Origin of the sequence: Xanthomonas sp. NCPPB 1128, from assembly GCF_001043115.1 — a bacterium.
Lineage (GTDB): Bacteria > Pseudomonadota > Gammaproteobacteria > Xanthomonadales > Xanthomonadaceae > Xanthomonas_A.
Genome location: NZ_LFME01000004.1, coordinates 170,394 through 192,125, shown reverse-complemented (window position 1 = coordinate 192,125; position 21,732 = coordinate 170,394). Strand labels below are relative to the sequence as shown.

The window sequence follows — 21,732 nt, the reverse complement described above, 5'->3', positions numbered from 1 at the left end:
TACAACGCTAGGACTGTCGTGACCCGATGCGCCTCAGCCTCTAGGTAAAGCCGCTTCTACGAATCCCTAATCCCGACTCCCCAATCCCCGCACCTCAACCACAGCCCTCCACGTAATCCACCTGCGGCGGCAGGCCCACGCGCCAGGCGACGGCCTTGCCGGCCGCGTCGGTCTCGAACACCAGCACGCCGGGCTGGCCGGACTCGCCGCGCACGCGCAGCATCTTGGCGCCTTCGACGTACTTGTGCGGTTGCTCTTCCACGCGGCCGGCGTACAGTGCGCGCAGTTTCGCCAGGTCCATGCCGACCTTGCCGCCACCGGGCGCGGTCTCCTTGGCGGTGCGCACGTCGTAGCGCACCAGCTTGTCGTCTTCGACCATCAGGCCGAACTGGTGGTTGCCCTTGGCCCAGCGCGGACGCAGCACGTAGCAGCTGCTGCCGGCGCTGGGCTGGCCGTCGAGTTCCCCGCCCCAGGCCGCGCGCGCCTGCGCCGCGGACATGCCCAGGCGCAGATCGCCGTAGCCGTCGATGCGCGCCAGCTGCCGATCGCCCGCGGCCAGTTCCGGTGGCAGCGCCGAGGCCGGCGCCTGCGCCGGCGGCACGTCGCCGTCGGGCTGGTCGATGTCCGGCGGCGGCAAGCCGCCGTCGTCGGCCGCGGTGGGAGCCGGAGCCTGCGCCGGCGCGGACGGTGTGAGAGGCGCGGCCGGCGGCGCGGGCGGCTGCCGGTCGCAGGCCACGAGCGCGAGCAGCAATACCGCCACGCCTGGTTGAATCAGCTTCATCGCACTTCCTCGCTGGACCAGCGCATAGGCTAGCGTGCATGCCCTCGCGCTGCACGGCACGGCGACGGCGACGCGCTGCCGAGCAAGCGCGGCCGAGCACCACGTCCCGGATCGCGCGTTCGACCATGTCGATGGCGAGCCGGCTAGCGGCACCGACACGCCAGCGCATCGCACCTGTCATCGGCATTTCACCGCGCTGCGCCACGCTGAGCGCCTACCGACCCCGCTGCCATGCATCCGCGCAAGACCGCCCTCGCCCTTGCGGCACTGCAATCGCACGATGCGCCGCTGGACATGCGCCAGCGACGCGTGCTGATCCTGGCCGACGGCCAGCGCAGCGTCGAGGAACTGGCCACGCTGGGCGGCCGCGGTGCCGATGCGATCGTGCAGGGGCTGCTGGAGCAGGGCTACCTGGACGACGGCCGCAGCGTCGCCGCCGCAACGGTGGCCGCGAGCGCGCCACCACCACCGGCCGACCCGCGTCGCGCCCTGCTCAATGCACGCATGTATCTGCTGGACCTGCTGCAACTGCAGCGGCATCCAGCCTCGCCGGCGCTGCAGCTGCAACTGCGTGCCGCGCGCGAAGAGCAGGACACCCTGCGCGCGGTCGCGCTGGCGCTGCGCACGATGCCGGAGATGACCTCCGAGCGCTACGCGCAACGCATCCACGAGCGCGTACTGGAGATCCTGCCGGCATCGCTACACGGCGCGCTGGCGGTCGCGGCGGAGGCCGCCTGAGCGGCAGCGCCGTCGTCCGTGGCATTGGCAGCCTCGGCACCAGCCGGAACGACGCGGCCGCGCCGGCGCCCGCTCAGGGAGCTCGGAAATGCCGGCGCAGGCCCTGCCAGCACTGCTGGTAGTCGCGCTGGCGATGTGCGGCGTCCAGCGCCTGCGCGGTCGGGCGCAGCACCGCGCGGGTCTCGAACATGAAGGCCATGGTGTCGGCGATGACGTCCGGCCGCGACAGGTCGGCCTGCGAGGCCTTGTCGAAGGTGGCCGCGTCCGGGCCGTGCCCGCTCATGCCGTTGTGAAGCGACGCGCCGCCCGGGGCGAAACCGTCGGCCTTGGCGTCGTAGACGCCATGCACCAGGCCCATGAACTCGCTGGCCACGTTGCGGTGGAACCACGGCGGCCGGAAGGTGTGCTGCGCCACCAGCCAGCGCGGCGGGAAGATCGCGAAATCCATGTTGGCGGTGCCGGGCGTATCGCTGGGCGCGGTCAGCACGGTGAAGATGCTCGGATCGGGATGGTCGAAGCTGATCGAACCGATGGTGTTGAAGCGGCGCAGGTCGTACTTGTAAGGCGCGTAGTTGCCGTGCCAGGCGACCACGTCCAGCGGCGAATGCCCGATCGGCGCGCGCCACAGATGGCCCTGGAACTTGGCGATCAGTTCGAAGTCGCCCTCGTCCTCCTCGTACGCGGCCACCGGGGTCAGGAAGTCGCGCGGGTTGGCCAGGCCGTTGGCGCCGATCGGCCCCAGGTCCGGCAGCCGCAACAGGCCGCCGAAGTTCTCGCACACGTAGCCGCGCGCGGGGCCGTCGGGCAGTTCCACGCGGAAGCGCACGCCGCGCGGGATCACCGCGATCTCCTGCGGTGCGACCTCCAGCGTGCCCAGTTCGGTGCACAGGCGCAGCTGGCCGAGTTGCGGGACCAGCAGCATTTCCGCATCGGCGTTGTAGAAGAAGCGGCCCTGCATCGAGGCATTGGCCGCGTACAGGTGCACCGCCACGCCATGCTGCGCTTCGGCCGAGCCGTTGCCAGCCATGGCATACAGGCCATCGACGAAGTCCACCGGCGTCTCCGGCAGCGGCAGCGGCAGCGGCAGCGGGCTCCAGCGCAACTGGTCCGGCGGCACCGGGCCGCGCTGGAAGTCGTTGTGGAACGCGCCGGCGCGGTCGTAGGCGGCGAAGCCGCCGTGCACCACCGCCGGGCGGATGCGGTACAGCCAACTGCGGCGGTTGACGCCGCGCGGCGCAGTGAACGCAGTGCCCGACAACTGCTCGGCGTACAGGCCGTGGGCCACGCGCTGCGGCGAGTTCTGCCCGACCGGCAACGCGCCGGGCACCGCCTCGGTGGCGAATTCGTTGCCGAAGCCGGACATGTAGCCGTTGGGTTGGATGTTCATGAAGAGGGCTCTTCTGAAAGCCCCTCTCCCATCGGGAGAGGGGTTGGGGTGAGGGTACGGGCACCGACGAAGTACAGAATCGTCTCCAGGACCGCATCAGCTTGCAGCATCACATCGTTGTTCCAGAAACGCAGTACGTGCATCCCTTGCGACTGCAGGTAACGCGTTCGCTCGGCGTCGGCCGCTTCCGAATGTTGCGAGCCATCCAGTTCAACGACAAGCTTCAACGCCTCGCAATAAAAATCGACGACGTAAGGCGGCATCGGATGCTGCCTGCGGAATTTCAGACCAAGCAGGCCTCCGTTTCGCAGGTGGCGCCAGAGTTTTCTTTCCGCATCGGTCATATCACGGCGCAAACCGCGGGCGTTTCTCAATGTGGTTGTGGGCAATGGCGGCCTGAGTTCCATGACCCAACCGTACCCTCACCCCAACCCCTCTCCCGGTGGGAGAGGGGCTAACGCGGCTATCGGAACTCTCCGCGCTTCGCTGTCAGCATCCGCTCGCAGTCAGAACCCGCCCTCAGAGCACCCCGCGCTTCATCTGGTCGCGCTCGATGCTCTCGAACAGCGCCTGAAAGTTGCCTTCGCCGAAACCTTCGTTGCCCTTGCGCTGGATGATCTCGAAGAAGATCGGGCCGATGCAGTTCTGGGTGAAGATCTGCAGCAGCTTGCGCTGCTTGGTCTCCAGGTCGGCGTCGATCAGGATCTTGTTGCGCGCCAGCCGCGCCACGTCCTCGCCGTGGTTGGGAATGCGCTGGTCGATCACGTCGAAATACGTGTCCGGGGTGTCCAGAAATTCGACGCCGGCCGCGCGCATGCGCTCGACGGTCTCGTAGATGTCGTCGGTGAAGCAGGCGATGTGCTGGATGCCTTCGCCACGGTAGGCGTCCAGGTACTCGTTGATCTGGCTCTTCGGATCCGACGATTCGTTGAGCGGGATGCGCACCACGCCGTCCGGCGCGGTCATCGCCTTGGACACCAGCCCGGTCTTGGCGCCCTTGATGTCGAAGTAGCGGATCTCTCGGAAGTTGAACAGGCGCTCGTAATAGTCCGACCAGCGCTGCATGTTGCCGAAGTACAGGTTGTGGGTCAGGTGGTCGATGAAGGTCAGGCCGAAGCCGGCCGGGTGCTGCTCGGCGCCGGGCACCGGCTCGAACTCGGTATACACCGAGCCCTTCTCGCCGTACTGGTCGACCAGGTACAGCATGCAGTCGCCGATGCCCTTGACCACCGGTGCCGGCACCGCGCGGGTGTCGGCCTTGTCGGCGATGGCTTCACCGCCGTTCTCCAGCACCTTGGCGAACACTGCGTCGGCCGGGTGCCGGAAGCGGATCGCGAAACCGCAGGCGCAGGGACCATGCGCGGCAGCGAAATCGGCGGCGAAGGAATCCGGTTCCTCGTTGACCAGAAAGTTGACCCCGCCCTGGCGGTACACGGTGATCGCACGCTGGCGATGGCGCAGCACCGCGGTGAAGCCCATGCTGCGGAAGTACGCATGCAGTTGCTCGCCCTGCCCGGCGGGCGCGGCGAACTCCACGAACTCGAACCCGTCGATGCCCATCGGGTTCTCGAAGGTGGTGACCTGCATGCCGAGGTTGGCCGGCTGCGACGGATGTTGCGGTTGTGCACTCATGACGCGTCTCCTGGAGGACGGGGTCGCGGCGGCCGGGCCGAAATTTCGGGTGCGGACGGACGCCAGACTCGCGAGAATGGCCGTAGTATCCTCCGTTGTAGTTACAAGTGAAACCACCAGCAAGGTGCAATGCAGCATGACGATCGCCACGCCCGCTTCCACGCCCGACTCGCCCTCCCTGGATCTGGAACGGTTCCTGCCGTACCGGATCAGCGTGCTGTCCAACCGGATCAGCAGCAACATCGCCCGCGTCTATGGCGAGCGCTATGGCATGGCGGTGACCGAGTGGCGGGTGATGGCGGTGCTGGCGCTGTATCCCGGGCTGTCGGCCGGCGAGGTCTCCGAGCGCACCGCGATGGACAAGGTGGCGGTGAGCCGGGCGGTGGCGCGGCAGCTGGCGCGCGGCTTCATCCAGCGCGAGACCCATGGCGACGACCGCCGCCGCTCGGTGCTGCACCTGACCCCGGCCGGGGTCGAGGTGTACCAGGTGGTGGCGCCGATGGTGCTGGAGTGCGAACGGCGCCTGCTGGCGCCCTTCAACGAGGACGAGCAGCGGCTGCTGAACCGGCTGATCGACCGCCTGGCGGCCGAGGGCCTGCCGAGCATGACCGGGCGCTGAGGCGCCGGGGCCCGCGAACGGCGGGCCTTAAAAACATTGTAGGAGCGGCTTCAGCCGCGACCGGGCGTTCCCAGTAACGCTCCGTCGCGGCTGAAGCCGCTCCTACGAAAAGCGCGCTTCGCCGCCGCTCAGGGCTTGGGCGGCGCCCATTCCTTGAGGAAGTCCGAGAACTTCTTGCGGTCGTAGTCCTTGCCCTTCTGCAGGTCGCCGACCACCTGCGAGTGCAGCAGCTTGCCGTCGGCGTCGAGCACCAGCAGGTGCGGGAAGTCGACGATCTTCGGGTACTGCGCCATGAACGCCTCGTTCTTGTTGGCGTCGCTGACGTTGACCTTGACCCACACGAAGTTGGCGTCGCGGAAGCTGCGCAGTTCCGCATCGCCCTCGATGAAGGTGTCCAGGGTGTGGCACCAGTCGCAGGCCTCGTTGCCCACGTCGAGCAGGATGCGCTTGCCGCCGCGCTTGGCCTCGACCATGGCGGTCTCCAGGTCGTCGGCCGGGTTGCGCTGCGGATCGAACTGCGCACCCAGGGCCTTGGCCGCGGCGATGTCGGCGGCCGCCGGGGTATTGCCCGAGGCCACCGGCTGGTTGGGGTCGGCCACCGGTGGCTTCTGCACCGAAGTGTCCAGCGGCTTGGCCGGCGCCTGCGCGTCGGGCGGCGCCGCGGTCTGCCCGCACGCGCTCAACGCCAGCATCGCCGCCAGCGCGGCGCAGATCGTCTTGTTCATCGCCATTACCTCGTCCTCAGCTTACTTCACACCATGCATCAGCTTGCTGATCAACGGCGCGATCAGGAACAGCACCACGCCGGCGCCCAGCAGCGCCCAGAACCCGAAGGTATACCCGCCCAGCGCGGAAGACACGGTCATGCCGCCTTCGCCGCTGACATGGCTGGCGAAGATGCCGGACAGGTTGTTGCCGATGCCGGTGGACAGGAACCAGCCGCCCATGCCGAAGCCGACCAGCCGCAGCGGCGCCAGCTTGGTCACCATCGACAGCCCGATCGGCGACAGGCACAGCTCGCCCACCGACTGGATGACGTAGACCATGAACAGCGTCCAGAACGGGATCTTGCCGGCGTCGTTGACCAGGCTCGACAGCGCGAACATCAGCAGCAGGAAGGCCAGGCCGTTGAACATCAGGCCGAGCGCGAACTTGCGCGAGATCGACGGATTGAAGCGGCCGGCCTTGACCCAGATCCAGGCGATGATCGGCGCCAGGGTGATGATCGCCAGCGAGTTGACCGACTGGAACCACGCCGTCGGGAAGGTCCAGTCGCCGAACTGGCGGTTGACGATCTCGTCGGCGAGGAAGGTGAAGGAGCTGCCGGCCTGCTCGAAGAACATCCAGAACAGCACGTTGAAGGCGAAGATGATCAGCATCGCGATGACCTTGTCGCGCGCCACCTTGCCGTTGCGGATGCCTTCCACCAGCAGCATGATCGCCAGGGCCACGAACATGGTGCTGAGGATCCACTGCAGCACTTCGGCGCCGGCGGCCAGCGCCAGATACACCGCCGGGATCGCCACCAGCATGCCCAGCAGCACGTAGACCACGCGCATGCCGCCGGCACCGCCCGGCAACGGCGCACCGATGCCCTTGAGCTGGCGGCGGCCGAACCAGAACCACACCAGGCTGATCAGCATGCCGATGCCCGAGGCGATGAACACCATCTTGTAGGACGGCATCGCTTCGGTGCCGAACACCTTCTCGGCCAGCTGCTGGGTCAGCCACGGCGCGATCATCGCGCCCAGGTTGATGCCCATGTAGAAGATGGTGAAGCCGCTGTCGCGGCGCGGATCGGCGGCGCTGTACAGCTTGCCCACCATGGTCGAGATGTTGGGCTTGAACAGGCCGTTGCCGACCACCACGGTGGCCAGGCCCAGTTCGAAGATCTGCGGGTTGGGCACGGAGATCAGGAACAGGCCGGTGGACATGACCGCGGCGCCGACCAGGATCGAGCGCTGGTAGCCGAGCACCCGGTCGGCGATGTAGCCGCCGAAGATCGCCGCCGCGTACACCAGCGCCAGGTACGCGCCGTAGGTGGCGCTGGCCGAGGCCTGGCCGGTGCCCTGGCCGCCGTGGAACTGCGCCACGATGTACAGCACCAGCGCCCAGCGAATGCCGTAGAACGCGAAGCGCTCCCAGAACTCGGTCATGAACAGCATCCACAGGGGACGCGGATGCCCCAGCAGGGTCTTGAATTCGGGCGGTTGCGCTGACGGCGGCTGCGGTGAGGCGGGGTGGTTCGACGCGACGACGTCAACGCTCATGCGGTGTTCCCTTGCGTATTCAGGATGGGCTGGGGCGGTGCGTCCGGCCAGGCCGGGCAACGGGCGAGGATCACCGAGCGACGGCGTGGCGTCAAATCCCAGACGGCCTGCAGGCCCTGATTTCCTGGCCAGCGCCCCGCAACACCGTGGTTTTGAGGCGGCGACGCGATGGCCGCGCAGGCATGTCGTGCTGCACACGAACATGGCCGGGCCGCGCCTGGATCGGCGCCGGCTCGGTCCGTCCCCGTGCGACGCCGCGTGTATCTATGCGCGTGCCCGGCACGCTACTGCGAGGACGATCCCTGCGCCGCCGCCGTCGCATCGCCGGCCTCCGGGTCCCTGCCTTCCAGCCCCACCGACGTCCGCACCTCGAACAACTCCGGAAAGAAGGTCAGCGCCAGCGCCTGCTGCAGGAAGCCGACGCCGCTGGAGCCGCCAGTGCCGCGCTTGAAGCCGATCACCCGCATCACCGTGCGCATGTGGCGGAAGCGCCACAGCTGGAACTGGGTCTCCAGGTCCACCAGGTCCTCGCACAGGGAGTACTCGCGCCAGTAGCGGTCGGTGTTCTCGTAGATGCGCTCGAACACCGGGCGCAGCAGCGGGTCGCTGACATGCGGCTGGCGCCAGTCGCGGGCGTGGTACGGCGCCGGCACCGCATGGCCGAAGCGGGCCAGATAGCGCAGGAATTCCTCGTACAGGCTGGGCGCCTCCAGCACCGCCTGCAGCGCCGCCTGGCCCTGCGGGTCGTGGTCGAACACCGGCAGCATCTGCGCGTTCTTGTTGCCGAGCATGAATTCGATGGTGCGGTACTGCAGCGACTGGAACCCGGAGGACGGGCCCAGCACGTCGCGGAACCCCATGTACTCGGACGGGGTCAGGGTCTCCAGCACCGACCACTGCTCGGTCAGCAGGCGCAGCACCTGCTTGCTGCGCGCCAGCACCTTGCGGCACTGCCACACCTGATCGCGCTGCAGGTGCGCGATCGCCGCGCCCAGCTCGTGCGCCAGCAGCTTCAGCCACAGCTCGGAGGTCTGGTGCTGGACGATGAACAGCAGTTCGTCGTGGTGCGGCGGGTTCGACAGCGGCTGCTGTGCCGACAGCAGCCGGTCCAGGCGCAGATAGCCGCCATAGGTCAGGCGGCCTTCCAGGTCGGTGTGGATGCCGGCTTCGAGCGGGCGCTGGTTCTGTTCGACGGGCATGGGCGGCGTGGGCGTTGCGGGCCGGCAAGGGTACCGCAGCGGCCGACGCGCAGCGGCCGAGCCTGCCGACCCCGGTGCGCCCCGGCGCGACGCCCAGCGCCCCTGCCCCGCCCTGCAGTGCGTCCGCCCGGCACCGGCAGCGATGTGTGTCACACATTGGTCAGCACACACTGACAAACTCCGGCACAATCGTCGGCGGCGCTGGGGGCGCCGTCGGTTCATCTGCGTAAGAGCGGCTAACAAACCTGCTGCGTAGCCACCAGGCGGGCGCGGACGGTGCTCGGAATCCTCATGTACCACTTGTACATGGCGGTTTCTCCGCGCCGTCCGCACCCCACCTGGCGACTGCTCGCGACGTTTCGTTAGCCACTCTTAGTCCACGTCTTCAAGGAATGGGGAGATCTTGTTCATGCGAGCCATGCTGCTTCGAGCTGCAGTGTTGTCGTGCGCGTTGGGGTGTGCCGGGTACGCCCAGGCGCAGGTGGTCATCAGCCAGGTCTATGGCGGTGGCGGCAACAGCGGCGCCACCTACAAGAGCGATTTCGTCGAATTGCACAACAACGGCAGCGAGGCGGTGAGCCTGGCCGGCTGGTCGGTGCAGTACGCCTCGGCCGCCGGCAGCAGCTGGCAGGTCACCACGCTGAGCGGCAGCATCGCGCCGGGCGGCTACTACCTGGTCAAGCAGGCCGACGGCAGCGGCGGCAGCACCGCGCTGCCCACGCCCGACGCCACCGGCACCATCGCCATGAGCGGCAGCGCCGGCAAGATCGCGCTGAGCAAGAGCAGCGCCGCGCTGAGCGGCGCCTGCCCGGCCGGCAACGCCGACTTCGTCGGCTACGGCGGCAGCGCCAGCTGCGCCGAAGGCAGCGCCCCGACCGCCGCGCCCAGCAACACCCTGGCGGTGCTGCGCGGCAACGGCGGCTGCACCGACAGCGACAACAACAACGCCGACTTCGCCACCGGCGCGCCGACCCCGCGCAACAGCGCCGCGCCGGTCAGCCTGTGCGGCGGCGGCAACCTGCCGGTGGCCAGCGTGGCCAACGTCAGCCGCGCCGAGGGCGACAGCGGCAGCACCGCGTTCGTGTTCACGGTGACCCTGAGCCAGCCGGCCGGCAGCGCCGGCGTGAGCTTCACCGTCGCCACCCGCGACGGCACCGCCACTGCCGGCAGCGACTATCAGGCACTGGCCGCGACCCAGGTGACCATCCCGGCCGGCGAGAGCAGCGCCGAGGTGCGCGTGCTGGTCAACGGCGACACCAGCAACGAACCGGACGAGACCTTCTACCTCGACATCAGCGGGGTCAGCGGCGCGCTGCCGTCCACGCTGACCGCCAGCGGGGTGATCCTCAACGACGACTTCAACCTGGTGCCGATCCACAGCATCCAGGGCAACGGCGCGCGCTCGCCGCTGGTCGGCCAGGTGGTCGCCACCAGCGGCATCGTCACCGCGCGGCGCAGCGCCGGCTTCTTCCTGCAGACGCCCGACGCCCAGGCCGACGCCGACCCGCTCACCTCCGAAGGCATCTACGTCTACACCGGCAGTGCGCCGCCGGCCGAGGCCGCGGTGGGCAATGCGGTGCGGGTGCAGGCCACGGTGGTCGAATACGTGCCCAGCACCGACCCCAGCCAGCCGCCGCTGACCGAGCTCACCTCGCCGACCGTGCTGCTGCAGTCCACCGGCAACCCGCTGCCGGCCGCGGTCGAGCTGACCACCCGCTTCCCCGACCCGAACGGCGCCTACGACCAGCTCGAGCGCCTGGAAGGCATGCGCGTCACCGTGCCCAGCCTGACCGTCAACACGCCGACCCTGGGCAACGTCAACGAGACCAACGCCAGCGCCACCAGCAATGGCGTGTTCCATGCGGTGGTCACCGGCCTGCCGCGCGCCTGGCGCACCGCCGGCGTGCAGCAGCCCGACGCGCTGCCGGCCGGCTCGCCGAGCGACGTGCCGCGCTGGAACACCAGCCCGCAGGTGATCGCGGTCGGCAGCGCCGGTCTCGGCGGTGAGCGCATCGACGTGGCCGCCGGTTGCACCGTGCTTGGCGTCAGCGGCCCGCTGGACTACAGCTTCCGCCGTTACACGATCTACCCGGAAACCGCGCCCACCGTGCAGTGCAACGGCGCCGACCAGCCCAAGGCCGCCCCCGCGCCGCAGGCCGACGACGTCAACATCGCCACCTACAACATGGAGCGCTTCTTCGACGACCAGAACGATCCGGCGATCGGCGAACCGGTGCTGACCGCGGCCGCCTACCAGGCACGCCTCAACAAGGCCTCGCTGGCGATCCGCAACTATCTCAACACCCCCGACATCCTCGGCACGGTGGAGATCGAGAACCTGAGCGTGCTGCAGACCCTGGCCGACCGCGTCAACCGCGACGCGGTGGCCGCCGGCCAGCCCGATCCGCAGTACGTGGCCTACCTGCAGGAAGGCAACGACGTCGGCGGTATCGACGTCGGCTTCCTGGTCAAGACCGCGCAGATCGGCGCCGGCATCGCCCGCGTCGAGGTGGTCTCGGTGAGCCAGGAAGGCAAGGCAGCCACCTGGACCGAACCCAGCGGCACCGTCAGCCTGCTCAACGACCGCCCGCCGCTGCTGCTGAAGGCGGTGGTGCATTTCGCCGACGGCCGCGCGCTGCCGCTGACCGTGGTCGAGGTGCACCAGCGTTCGCTCAACGGCGCCGAGACCGACGACGCCAGCGGCCAGCGCATCCGCGCCAAGCGCCAGGCGCAGGCGGTGTTCCTGGCCAACCTGTTGCAGGCGCGGCAAGCCGCCGATCCCACCGAGCAGTTGCTGGTGATGGGCGACTTCAACGCCTTCGAGTTCAACGACGGCTACGTCGATGCGATGGGCACCATCACCGGCCTGCCGGCACCCGACGCGCAGACCGTGGTCGCCGGCGACGGCGCCACCCTGGTCGATCCGGCGCTGTACAACCTCACCCTGCTGTCGACGCCGGACCAGAGCTACTCCTACGCCTACGACGGCAACGTGCAGTCGCTGGACCACATCCTCGCCAACCGCGCGCTGATGCGCTCGGCGCAGATCGCCGGCCTCAGCGAAGCCCATGCGCGGCTCAACGCCGACTTCCCGGCGGTGGCCCGCAACGACGCCAACTCGCCGGCACGGCTGTCCGACCACGACCCGGCGGTGGTGCTGATCAAGCTCAAGCCGCTGGAGCGCGCCGACCTGAGCCTGCGCGTGAGCGCCGCCAACGCGTCGGTCTACGCCGGCGACACCATCCGCTACAGCATCACCCTGGCCAACGCCGGCCCGGACGCGGCGCGCGCCGCGGCGGTCGCCTTCGCCATGGACGCGGCGGTGGCCCCGAGCGTCACCGCCGCCCCGGGCTGGGACTGCGCGGCGCCGGAGGTGGCCGCGCAGACCGTGGTCACCTGCAGCACCGCGCAGTTCGCCGCTGGCGCCACACCGCGCTTCGATGTGGCGGTGCCGGCCGGCACCGCCCTGGTTGGGCGCAGCCTGAGCCTGGCCGCGTCGGTGGCCTCGCAGACCGAGGACACCAACCCCGGCGACAACGGCGGCAGCGCCACGGTGGCGGTGCAGGCGCGCCCGGCCGGCGACCTGGCGGTGTCGATCGACGGCCCGGCCACGCTGCCGTTCTTCGCCTTCTTCGCCGACTACCGCATTACCGTGCGCAACCACGGCAATGCGCCGGTGCAGGGCGCCAGCGTGGAGATCGACGGCAGCACCCTGTCCGCGCTGACTGCGCTGGTGCCGCCGCGCGGCTGGCAGTGCGTGCGGCAGAGCCACGGCCTGCGCAGCGCGCGCTTCCAGTGCCGCAGCGGCGCCGACCTGGCGCCGGGCGCCAGCGCCGCATTCCGCCTGAGCCTGGCGACGCGGCCGCTGCCGACCGACCGCCAGATCGTGATCGGCGCCAGCGCCGGCTCGACCTCGGCCGATGCCGATCCGAGCGACAACAGCGTGCGCTTCAGCACCCGCGTGGAGGGGCTGCGCCTGTTCGGCCGCTGATCGCGGCGACCGCGGCAACCGGAAGGGCGTGGCCTCGCGGCCACGCCCTTTTTTGCTTTTGTTGTAGGAGCGGCTTCAGCCGCGACGGCGTTCCCGGTAAAGCCCGTCGCGGCTGAAGCCGCTCCTACGAGATGACGGCGTAAAAGCGATGGGAGGCGCCCGCGCGCCGCGCGTACACGTGTGCGCCTTCCGTGCTTGCCCGATGTCTCCTCGCCGACACGCGCAGCGCACCGCGGGCATTGACCCCCGCCACCGGTGGACACCCACGCGCACATGAACGGCATGCATCGCACTGCAACATCGTCGATACCCAACGCCATCAATCCGCAACGCGGCGCGACCAGGCTTTTCTTGTGCGATACGGCATCGCCGCGTGCTGCGGTGCACGACGGCTTTTGTGCACGGCTTCCTTAACATGCCGACTCATATCATTTGAAACTTGTTGTCGAGAGCGCCATCGCCATGAGCATCGCCGCCCAGTTCGAAATTGAGTTCCTGCAGTACCTCGACGCGGGCGGCCAGCCGGTCCGTGACGCGCTTCCGGCCGACTCGGCCAACCCGCAGACGCTGCTGGCGCTGTTCAAGCAGATGCTGTACGTGCGCACCTTCGACAGCAAGGCGGTGGCCCTGCAGCGCACCGGTAAGCTGGGCACCTACGCCTCCTGCCTGGGCCACGAGGCCACCCACGTCGGCATCGGTGCGTCGATGCGCCGCGGCGACGTGCTGGCGCCCAGCTACCGCGAGTACGGCGCCATGTTCATGCGCGGCGTGCGCCCGCGCGAAGTGCTGCTGTACTGGGGCGGCGACGAGCGCGGCAACGACTTCCAGCGCGATTCCGACGCCGCCCGCGACTTCCCGATCTGCGTGCCGATCTCTACCCAGTGCCTGCACGCCGCCGGTGCCGCGCTGGCCTTCAAGCTGCGTGGCGAGCAACAGGTGGCCGTGGCCACCTGCGGCGATGGCGGCTCGTCCAAGACCGACTTCTATGCCGCGCTCAACTCCGCCGGCGCCTACCAATTGCCGTTGATCCTGTGCGTGATCAACAACGGCTGGGCGATCTCGGTGCCGCGCAACGCGCAGACCGGCGCGCAGACGTTGGCGCAGAAGGGCCTGGCCGGCGGCCTGCATTGCCTGCAGGTGGACGGCAACGACCTGATCGCGGTGCTGGAGGCGATGCGCCAGGCGCGCGAGCGAGCGCTGGCCGGCCAGGGCGGCACGGTGATCGAGTTCATGACCTACCGCCTGTCCGACCACACCACCGCCGACGACGCGCGCCGCTATCGCGACGACGCCGAGGTCAAGCAGGCCTGGGAACGCGAACCGCTGCTGCGCCTGCGCGCCTGGCTGAGCGCGCAGGGCCTGTGGAGCGAAGAAGAGGAAGCGGCGTGGAAGCAGGAATGCGCGCGCCTGGCCGACATCGAACTCAACGCCTACCTGGAAACCCCGGTGCAGCCGGTGGAAGCCATGTTCGACTACCTGTACGCCGATCCCCCACCGGACCTGCTCGCGCAGCGCGCCGAGGCCATCGCCCTGGAGCAGCGCCATGGATGAGTTGAGCCCCCGCCTCGCCGACACGTCCGCCGCGTCTGCGGCCGGCACCGCCCACAGCGCCGCCACCGCGCGCGGAGACAGCCCGATGACCAGCACGCCCATTACCCTGATCGAAGCGGTGACCCAGGCGTTGGCCTGGGAACTGCAGCACGACCCGTCGGTGCTGGTGCTGGGCGAGGACGTGGGCGTCAACGGCGGCGTGTTCCGCGCCACCGCCGGCCTGCAGCAGCGCTTCGGCGCCCAGCGCGTGCTCGACACCCCGCTGGACGAAACCACCATCGCCGGGCTCAGCGTCGGCCTCGCCGCGCAGGGCATGAAGCCGGTGGCCGAGGCGCAGTTCGACGGCTTCGTCTACCCGATGGTCGATCACCTGATCTGCCATGCCGCGCGCCTGCGCACCCGCACCCGCGGCCGCCTGCACTGCCCGATGGTGCTGCGCGTGCCGTGGGGCGGCGGCATCCGCGCGCCGGAACACCACAGCGAAGCCAACGAATCCATCTTCACCAACGTGCCCGGCCTGCGCGTGGTGCTGCCGTCCTCGCCGCAGCGCGCCTACGGTCTGCTGCTGGCGGCGATCCGCGAGCCGGATCCGGTGATCTACATGGAGCCCAAGCGCATCTACCGGCAGTACAAGGAAGTGGTCGCCGACGACGGCGAGGCGCTGCCGCTGGACGTGTGTTTCGTGCTGCGCGACGGTACCGACGTGACCTTGGTCGCCTGGGGCGCGCAGGTCAAGGAAGCGCTGGAGGCGGCCGACCGGCTCGCCGCCGACGGCATCAGCGCCGAAGTGATCGACGTGGCCACGCTGCGCCCGCTGGACTTCGACACCATCGCCGAATCGGTGGCGCGCACCGGCCGCTGCGTGATCGTGCAGGAAGCTCCGCGCAGCGCCGGCTTCGGCGCCGAGATCGCCGCGCGCCTGGCCGAGCAGTCGATGTACGACCTGGTCGCGCCGGTGCAGCGCGTGACCGGCTACGACACCCACATCCCGCTGTTCCGGCTGGAAATGAAGTACCTGCCGAGTACCGACAAGATCGTCGCCGCGGCCAAGCGGGCGATGGCCGCGGGTTGATATGCAGGCACGTTTGATCAGCGATTACCGCGCCGCCTATCCGCATCCGATCCGCATCGCCGCCGGCGAGCGGGTCGCGCTGGGCGTGCGCGACGAAGAGTGGCCGGCGTTCGTCTGGATCACCGGCGCCGCCGGCAGCGCGGGCTGGGCACCGCTGGCCTGGCTGCAGCCGACCGGCGACGGCCATGCCGTGGCGCTGCGCGACTACGACGCGCGCGAACTCGATGCCGCGCAGGGCGACACCGTCGTCCTGCATCACGAATACGGCGACTGGTGGTGGGCCGAGCGCGCCGATGGCGTGCAGGGCTGGCTGCCGGCACGCGACCTGGAACTGCTGGAAGAGACCACATGAGCCAAACCAAGAATTTCAATCTGCCCGACCTGGGCGAAGGCCTGCCCGACGCGACCATCGTCGAGTGGTTCGTCAAGGAAGGCGACACCATCCGGCTGGACGAGCCGCTGGTGTCGATGGAGACCGCCAAGGCGGTGGTCGAAGTGCCCTCGCCTGTGTCCGGCAAGGTGCTGAAGCTGGCCGGCGCGCCGGGCGACATCGTCGTCACCGGCAGCATGCTGGCGCAGTTCGCGCCCGACCCGAACCTGCCACAGCGCGCCGAAGGCCAGGACACCGGCCATCACCACGGCGGCACGGCGCAGGCCACGTCCGGCAAGGGCGCCGGCGCGGACACTGCCGCGGCCGACGATCGCGTGGTCGCCTCCGACGACGGCGGCGAACTGCACGACGCCGACAACACGCAGGCCGCAGGCGAGCGCGACGATGCCGGCACCGTGGTCGGTGCGATGCAGAGCTCCAACACCGTGCACAGCGAGCAGGCCGTGTCGGTCGGCGGCGTGCGCGCGATGCCGGCGGTGCGCGCCCTGGCCAAGAAGCTGGGCGTGGACCTGAGCCGGGTGCGCGCCAGCGGCGCCGACAGCGCGGTCACCCTGGCCGACGTCAAGCAGGCCGCGGCCGATGGCTCGGCGAAAGCCGGCGCCGTTGCAGGAGCGGCTTCCGCCGCGACGCCACGCAGTCCTGCCGTCGCGGCTGAAGCCGCTCCTACGACAGCCCGCACACCCCAAGCCGCACCTGCGCGCACCCCGCTCTCCGCCGCCGGCAAGCCGATGCGCACGCAGCCGCCCGGCGTGGCCGTGCAGGGCCAGCCCGAGCCGCTGAAGGGCGTGCGCCGCAACATGGCACGGGTCATGGCCGAGGCGCAGCGCCAGGTGGTGCTGACCACGCTCAACGACGATGCCGACCTGCACGCATGGACGCCGGGCAACGACACCACCGGGCGCCTGGTGCGCGCGATCGTCGCCGCCTGTCAGGCGGTGCCGGCGCTCAATGCCTGGTTCGATGGCGAGGCACTGACCCGCACCCTGCACGCGCACGTGGACATCGGCATCGCCGTGGACACCGACGACGGGCTGTTCGTGCCGGCCCTGCGCAATGCCGACATGCTCGATGCGCGCGGCGTGCGCGAAGGCATCAACCGTCTGCGCCAGCAGGTGGAGGCGCGCAGCATTCCGGCCTCGGAGCTGAGCGGCTACACCATCTCGCTGTCCAATTTCGGCATGTTCGCCGGCCGCTACGCCACGCCGATCGTGGTGCCGCCATGCGTGGCCATCGTCGCCGCCGGCCGCGCCCGCCATCAACTGGTGCCGGTGATGGGCGGCGTGGAAACGCACAAGATCCTGCCGCTGTCGCTGAGCTTCGACCACCGCGCCTGCACCGGCGGCGAAGCGGCGCGCTTCCTGCGCGCGATGATCGACGACCTGGCGCTACAGGGCTGAGCGACGGACTCCTTGCATAGCAGCCGACCTGGCTGACGCAAAGCGGTGCATCTGCTGCGACTGTAGCAGCAGATGCACCGCCATTGTGGGAGGGACTTCAGTCCCGACGCGACGAACAAAAATCGCCGGGGCTCACGCTCTTCTGCAACGAATGCCTCGGAAGCGACATAGAGAGACGCGTTTTCTGCACTCTTCTGCACGTCGCCGAGCGATAGCCGATGAGCAACCCCAGCACAGCGCGTCGGGGCTGAAGCCCCTCCCACAGTGCAATGGCCAGCGCTAAGTGAATGACCAGCGCCATGTGGCTGTTTGGGATCGGCGCTGCCGATCGCTTCGGCATGCGTTCGGTGCACATCAGCCGACTTGCTCACACCAAGCCGTGCATCTGCTGCATCAGACGCAGCGGATGCACCATTGTGGGAGGGACTTCAGTCCCGACGCGACGAACAAAAAATCGCCGGGGCTCACGCTCTTCTGCAACGAATGCCTCGGAAGCGACATAGAGAGACGCGTTTTCTGCGCTCTTCTACACGTCGCCGAGCGATAGCGGATGGGCAACTCCAGCACAGCGCGTTGGGGCTGAAGCCCCCTCCCACAGCACAATCACCAGCGTTACGTGCATGACCAGCGCCATGTGGCTGTTTGGGATCGGCGCTACCGATCGCTTCGGCGCGCGTTCGGCGCACATCAGCCGACTTGCTGACACCAAACCGTGCATCTGCTACGCCGGACGCAGCGGATGCAGCATTGTGGGAGGGACTTCAGTCCCGACGCGACGAACAAAAAATCGCCGGGGCTCAAGCCCTTCTGCAACGAACGCCTCGGAAGCGACATAGAGAGGCGCGTTTTTCTGCACTCTTCTGCACGTCGCCGAGCGATAGCGGACGAGCAACTCCAGCACAGCGCGTCGGGGCTGAAGCACCTCCCACAGTGCAATGACCAGCGCTACTTGAATGACCAGCGCCATGTGGCTGCTTGGGCTCGGCGCTGGTGATCACTTCGGCGTGCATTCGGTGCATATCAGCCAACATGCTGACACCAAGCGTGCATCTGCTGCGTCACGCACAGCAGATGCGCCATTGAGGGAGGGACCTCAGTCCCGACGCGACGAACGAACGCGTCACGCTGCGATGACGCACCAAACGTCCTCGACTGCATATCACATGTCGGGAACCGATGCACGCCTCCTCTGGATGGCAAAAAAATCCTGAACAAAACCTGTCTACCACGCGGCGCAGCAGCACAGTTATGGTCGCTGCACAGGGGGAGGCACTGCGCCGATCGGCCGCACTGCCCGGTCGTCATGCCACGTCACCGCGCCACGGCCGCTCCGCTGCCGCGTCGGCGTGTCCTTCCTTCTCGCGTTACGAGGATTCCGCTCATGACTCTGCCAAGTCGTCATCGTCCGTCGGTGCTGCTGCCCTCCCTGCTGCTCGCGCTCGCCGCCTCCTCCGCCAGCGCCGCGCAGCGCGTGGATCTGCATGCCAAGAATCCGGACACGCTCGGTGCCCAATACCGCAGCGCCGCCGCGCGCGTCGGCGGCATTCCGGCCGCAGCCGCCGTGCGCCATGCCGAACTGATCGGGCTGGACGCCGAATCCGCGCTCACCCTGCTCGGCAGCAGCGAAGATGCCGACGGCACCGTGCATCGCCGCTACCAGCAGACCTTCCGCGGCATTCCGGTGTGGGGCGAACAGGTGATCGTCAGCGAGCGCGCCGACGGCAGCGTGCGCAGCCTGTTCGGCCGCTCGGTGGCCGGGCTGGCCAGCGAGTTGCCGGCTACTGCCGCCAATACGCCCAGCGCCACGCTGACCGCAGACCGCGCGTTGCTGCTGGCGCAGCGCGTCGCGCTGGGTACGACCCAGGCCGAGCGCCGTATCGAACGCGCGCAGGCGCCGCAGATGATCTATCTCGACGACAGCGACCGCGCGCACCTGGCCTACGTGGTGTCGTTCTTCGCCGATGCGCCGAACGGCGGCGCGCCGAGCCGGCCGTTCGTGATCGTGGACGCGCGCAATGGCACCATCCTGAAGCAGTGGGAGGGCCTGACCACCCGCGATGCCACCGGCCCCGGCGGCAACGCCAAGACCGGCCAGTACGAGTACGGCAGCGACAGCATCCACGGCTTCCTGGAGGTGGACGACAACTGCCGCATGCAGAACACCAACGTCAAGTCGGTGAACCTCAACGGCGGCAGCTCCGGCACCACCGCGTACCAGTTCACCTGCCCGCGCAACACCTACAAGGCCATCAACGGCGCCTACTCGCCGATCAACGACGCGCACTACTTCGGCGGCGTCATCGAGAAGATGTACCGCAGCTATGTCGGCGTGGCACCACTGACCTTCCAACTGGTGATGCGCGTGCATTACGGCACGCGCTACGAGAACGCGTTCTGGAACGGCTCGACGATGAATTTCGGCGACGGCAACACGCGCTTCTATCCGCTGGTGAGCGCCGACGTCGCCGGCCACGAGGTCTCGCACGGCTTCACCGAGCAGCATTCCAACCTCACTTACTCCGGCCAGTCCGGCGGCATCAACGAGGCGTTCTCGGACATGGCCGGCGAGGCCACCGAGTACTACCTCAAGGGCACGAACGACTTCAAGGTCGGCACCGAGATCTTCAAGGCCAACGGTGCGCTGCGCTACATGGCCACCCCGACCCAGGACGGCAGTTCGATCGACAACGCCGCCAACTACCGCAGCGGCCTGGACGTGCATTACTCCTCGGGCGTCTACAACAAGGCGTTCTACACCCTGGCCACCACCTCCGGCTGGAACACGCGCAGCGCCTTCGAAGTGTTCGCCCGCGCCAACCAGTTGTACTGGACGCCCAGCACCAGCTTCAACAGCGGCGCGTGTGGTGTGCGCACCGCCGCCAGCGATCTGGGCCGCTCGGTGACCGCCGTCAACAACGCCTTCGCCGCCGTCGGCGTGAGCTGCACGCAGTAACGTGTCCACTCGCGCACGGCCATCCGCGTGGATGGCCGTGCGTTGCAGTTGGGGATTGGGGATTGGCCACAGCCGCTCTTGCCGATCGCCTCGTAGGAGCGGCTCTTGTCCCCTTTTCGGGATCAGCCGCGACGGGCGAAGCGGCGTGCGTTCCGATGGCGCAATGCGTCGGGACTGAAGTTCCTCCCACAGTGCACCCGGTGCGCTCGCCGCACGCCCTTGTGGAAGTGGCTTCAGCCGCGACGCGCGATCACCAGAAGCGTCACGACGGAAGCCGCTCCTGCGCCGGGTCGGCGATACTGTCCAGTCTCACCCTCGCTGTCTCCTCCGATGCCGTTCGCTTGCCTGGGTCTGTCGCCCGCGCTGTATCCCGCCTTCGCCGCCGCGCTCGCGCGCGCCGGCTGGCAGACGCCCACGCCGATCCAGCAGCAGGCGGTGCCGCTGATCGTCGCCGGCCACGACGTGCTGGCGGTGGCGCAAACCGGCTCCGGCAAGACGGCCGCGTTCGCGCTACCGCTGCTGCAGGCCTGCGCGCAGGCGGCCAGGCCAGCGCGCTCCACCCGCGTGTTGGTGCTGGTGCCGACCCGCGAACTGGCGGTGCAGGTCGCCGACACCTTCGTCGCGCTGGGCCTGGAACTGCCGCGGCGGCCGCGGGTGGTGGTGGCGGTCGGCGGCATCTCGATCAATCCGCAGATGCAGGCGCTGCGCGGCGGCGCCGACGTGGTGGTGGCCACGCCCGGGCGCCTGCTGGATCTGCTGGGGCAGCGCGCGCTGCAACTGGACGCGGTGGCGCACCTGGTGCTGGACGAGGCCGACCGCCTGCTCGACCTGGGCTTCGGCGCCGAACTGGAGCGGCTGCTGCAACTGCTGCCGCCGACGCGGCAGACCCTGCTGTTCTCGGCCACCCTGCCGGTCCCGATCGCGGCGCTGGCCACGCGCCTGCTGCACGCACCGCGACGGATCGGCGACAACGCCGACGCCGCGCCGATCCCAGCGACGCTGCGCCAGCGCGCGATCGAGGTCGACAACGGCCGTCGCCTGGCCTTGCTGCAACATCTGCTGGAGCACGAGGCCTGGCCGCGGGCGCTGGTGTTCGTGGCCAGCCGGCGCAGCACCGAGCAGGTCGCCTCGGCCCTGGCCAAGGCCGGCATCGCCGCGCAGCCGCTGCACGGCGACCTCGCGCAGGGTCGGCGCCAGCGCACCCTGGACGCGTTCCGCCAGCAGCAGGTGCGCGTACTGGTGACCACCGACCTGGCCGCGCGCGGCATCGACATCGCCGCGCTGCCGGTGGTGGTGAACTACGACCTGCCGCGTTCCACCGCGGACTACACCCACCGCATCGGCCGTAGCGCGCGCGCCGGTGCCGAAGGTCAGGCGCTGAGCTTCGTCGACACGGCCAGCGCAGCGCATCTGCGCCTGATCGAGAAACGACAAGGCGTACGCGTGCCGCGCGAACGTATTCCCGGTTTCGAGCCAGCGCCGGTCTCGGCCCCGGCTGCCACGCCCGCCACCGAGGCGGCCGTTCTCACCGGCGGCGTCAAGGGCAAGCGCCCGAGCAAGAAGGACCGGCTGCGCGCGACGGGTGCGCGGGGCGGGGAGCCCCCCACAGGCGCCTAAACGGCGCCCGGGCCGGCCGTGTTGCGTGTCGAAAGCGTCATCGCGGCGCCGGCAGAGGTGCCGGTGCCGATCCACGTGCGTTCCTTGCGGTCGCCGATCTTGCGCGCAGCGGTCTTGCCAAAGTGCAGGCTGAA

The 21,732-nt window shown here is 69.1% G+C and carries 17 protein-coding genes and 1 other RNA gene; 10 read left to right on the top strand and 8 right to left on the bottom strand.

The features are described from left to right. Positions 1–94: 94 nt before the first annotated feature. On the bottom strand, positions 95–781 hold the full coding sequence (locus tag ACP93_RS05130; RefSeq protein WP_048489690.1) for a hypothetical protein: 687 nt from the start codon (positions 779–781) through the stop codon (positions 95–97). Positions 782–1,012: 231 nt separating this feature from the next. Here ACP93_RS05130 and ACP93_RS05125 point away from each other — a divergent pair, with 231 nt between their 5' ends. Further along, complete coding sequence (locus ACP93_RS05125) at positions 1,013–1,519, top strand: hypothetical protein (protein ID WP_048489689.1); 507 nt, start codon at positions 1,013–1,015, stop codon at positions 1,517–1,519. 73 nt (positions 1,520–1,592) lie between these two features. Here the strand turns inward: ACP93_RS05125 and hmgA are convergent, their stop codons facing one another. From hmgA to hppD, 3 genes are all read right to left on the bottom strand, one after another. Beyond that, positions 1,593–2,906, bottom strand: coding sequence for a homogentisate 1,2-dioxygenase (gene hmgA / locus ACP93_RS05120; RefSeq protein ID WP_048489688.1), 1,314 nt, complete (start codon positions 2,904–2,906; stop codon positions 1,593–1,595). After that, the gene (locus tag ACP93_RS05115; protein ID WP_048489687.1) at positions 2,903–3,313 is read right to left on the bottom strand and encodes an endonuclease domain-containing protein; all 411 of its coding nucleotides are present in this window, start codon (positions 3,311–3,313) and stop codon (positions 2,903–2,905) included. Before ACP93_RS05115 ends, hmgA begins: the two co-directional genes overlap by 4 nt. A 112-nt stretch (positions 3,314–3,425) precedes the next feature. Further along, the gene (gene hppD / locus ACP93_RS05110) at positions 3,426–4,493 is read right to left on the bottom strand and encodes a 4-hydroxyphenylpyruvate dioxygenase (RefSeq protein ID WP_106407063.1); all 1,068 of its coding nucleotides are present in this window, start codon (positions 4,491–4,493) and stop codon (positions 3,426–3,428) included. Positions 4,494–4,674: 181 nt separating this feature from the next. Here hppD and ACP93_RS05105 point away from each other — a divergent pair, with 181 nt between their 5' ends. Further along, complete coding sequence (locus ACP93_RS05105) at positions 4,675–5,157, top strand: MarR family winged helix-turn-helix transcriptional regulator (protein ID WP_048489685.1); 483 nt, start codon at positions 4,675–4,677, stop codon at positions 5,155–5,157. Between the two features lie 128 nt (positions 5,158–5,285). Here ACP93_RS05105 and ACP93_RS05100 read toward each other — a convergent pair whose 3' ends face one another. From ACP93_RS05100 to ACP93_RS05090, 3 genes are all read right to left on the bottom strand, one after another. Continuing rightward, positions 5,286–5,888, bottom strand: a complete 603-nt coding sequence (locus ACP93_RS05100) for a thioredoxin family protein (RefSeq protein WP_048489684.1) — start codon at positions 5,886–5,888, stop codon at positions 5,286–5,288. Positions 5,889–5,903: 15 nt separating this feature from the next. Then, positions 5,904–7,427 carry a peptide MFS transporter gene (locus ACP93_RS05095; protein ID WP_048489683.1) on the bottom strand — a complete coding sequence of 508 codons (1,524 nt, stop codon included), beginning with the start codon at positions 7,425–7,427 and terminating at the stop codon, positions 5,904–5,906. Between the two features lie 284 nt (positions 7,428–7,711). Continuing rightward, the gene (locus ACP93_RS05090) at positions 7,712–8,626 is read right to left on the bottom strand and encodes a tryptophan 2,3-dioxygenase (protein WP_048489682.1); all 915 of its coding nucleotides are present in this window, start codon (positions 8,624–8,626) and stop codon (positions 7,712–7,714) included. A gap of 291 nt (positions 8,627–8,917) precedes the next feature. Between ACP93_RS05090 and ACP93_RS21025 the strand changes: the two genes are divergently transcribed. The 6 genes from ACP93_RS21025 (at position 8,918) to ACP93_RS05065 (ending at position 17,028) form a co-directional block, all read left to right on the top strand. Then, a non-coding RNA gene (locus ACP93_RS21025) (sX9 sRNA) lies at positions 8,918–8,994 on the top strand. Positions 8,995–9,035: 41 nt separating this feature from the next. Further along, entirely contained in the window at positions 9,036–12,617 is a 3,582-nt protein-coding gene (locus ACP93_RS05085; protein WP_048489681.1) for a lamin tail domain-containing protein, read from the top strand. Positions 12,618–13,079: 462 nt separating this feature from the next. Further along, positions 13,080–14,168 carry a pyruvate dehydrogenase (acetyl-transferring) E1 component subunit alpha gene (pdhA, locus tag ACP93_RS05080; protein WP_048489680.1) on the top strand — a complete coding sequence of 363 codons (1,089 nt, stop codon included), beginning with the start codon at positions 13,080–13,082 and terminating at the stop codon, positions 14,166–14,168. Beyond that, complete coding sequence (locus ACP93_RS05075; protein ID WP_048489679.1) at positions 14,161–15,240, top strand: alpha-ketoacid dehydrogenase subunit beta; 1,080 nt, start codon at positions 14,161–14,163, stop codon at positions 15,238–15,240. Before pdhA ends, ACP93_RS05075 begins: the two co-directional genes overlap by 8 nt. Before the next feature lies 1 nt (position 15,241). Further along, the gene (locus ACP93_RS05070) at positions 15,242–15,592 is read left to right on the top strand and encodes an SH3 domain-containing protein (protein WP_048489678.1); all 351 of its coding nucleotides are present in this window, start codon (positions 15,242–15,244) and stop codon (positions 15,590–15,592) included. Next, positions 15,589–17,028, top strand: coding sequence for a dihydrolipoamide acetyltransferase family protein (locus ACP93_RS05065; RefSeq protein ID WP_048489677.1), 1,440 nt, complete (start codon positions 15,589–15,591; stop codon positions 17,026–17,028). The genes ACP93_RS05070 and ACP93_RS05065 overlap by 4 nt, the downstream gene beginning before the upstream one ends. Positions 17,029–17,749: 721 nt before the next feature. Here the strand turns inward: ACP93_RS05065 and ACP93_RS22110 are convergent. Next, positions 17,750–17,995 carry a hypothetical protein gene (locus ACP93_RS22110; protein WP_131721587.1) on the bottom strand — a complete coding sequence of 82 codons (246 nt, stop codon included), beginning with the start codon at positions 17,993–17,995 and terminating at the stop codon, positions 17,750–17,752. A 414-nt stretch (positions 17,996–18,409) separates the two neighbouring features. Between ACP93_RS22110 and ACP93_RS05060 the strand changes: the two genes are divergently transcribed. Further along, a complete protein-coding gene (locus ACP93_RS05060) occupies positions 18,410–19,981 on the top strand; it encodes a M4 family metallopeptidase (protein WP_048489676.1) in 1,572 nt (523 codons plus the stop codon). A gap of 330 nt (positions 19,982–20,311) precedes the next feature. Next, positions 20,312–21,598 (top strand): DEAD/DEAH box helicase, encoded by a 1,287-nt coding sequence (locus tag ACP93_RS05055; protein ID WP_048489675.1) that lies wholly within the window; start codon positions 20,312–20,314, stop codon positions 21,596–21,598. Positions 21,599–21,732 lie beyond the last annotated feature (134 nt).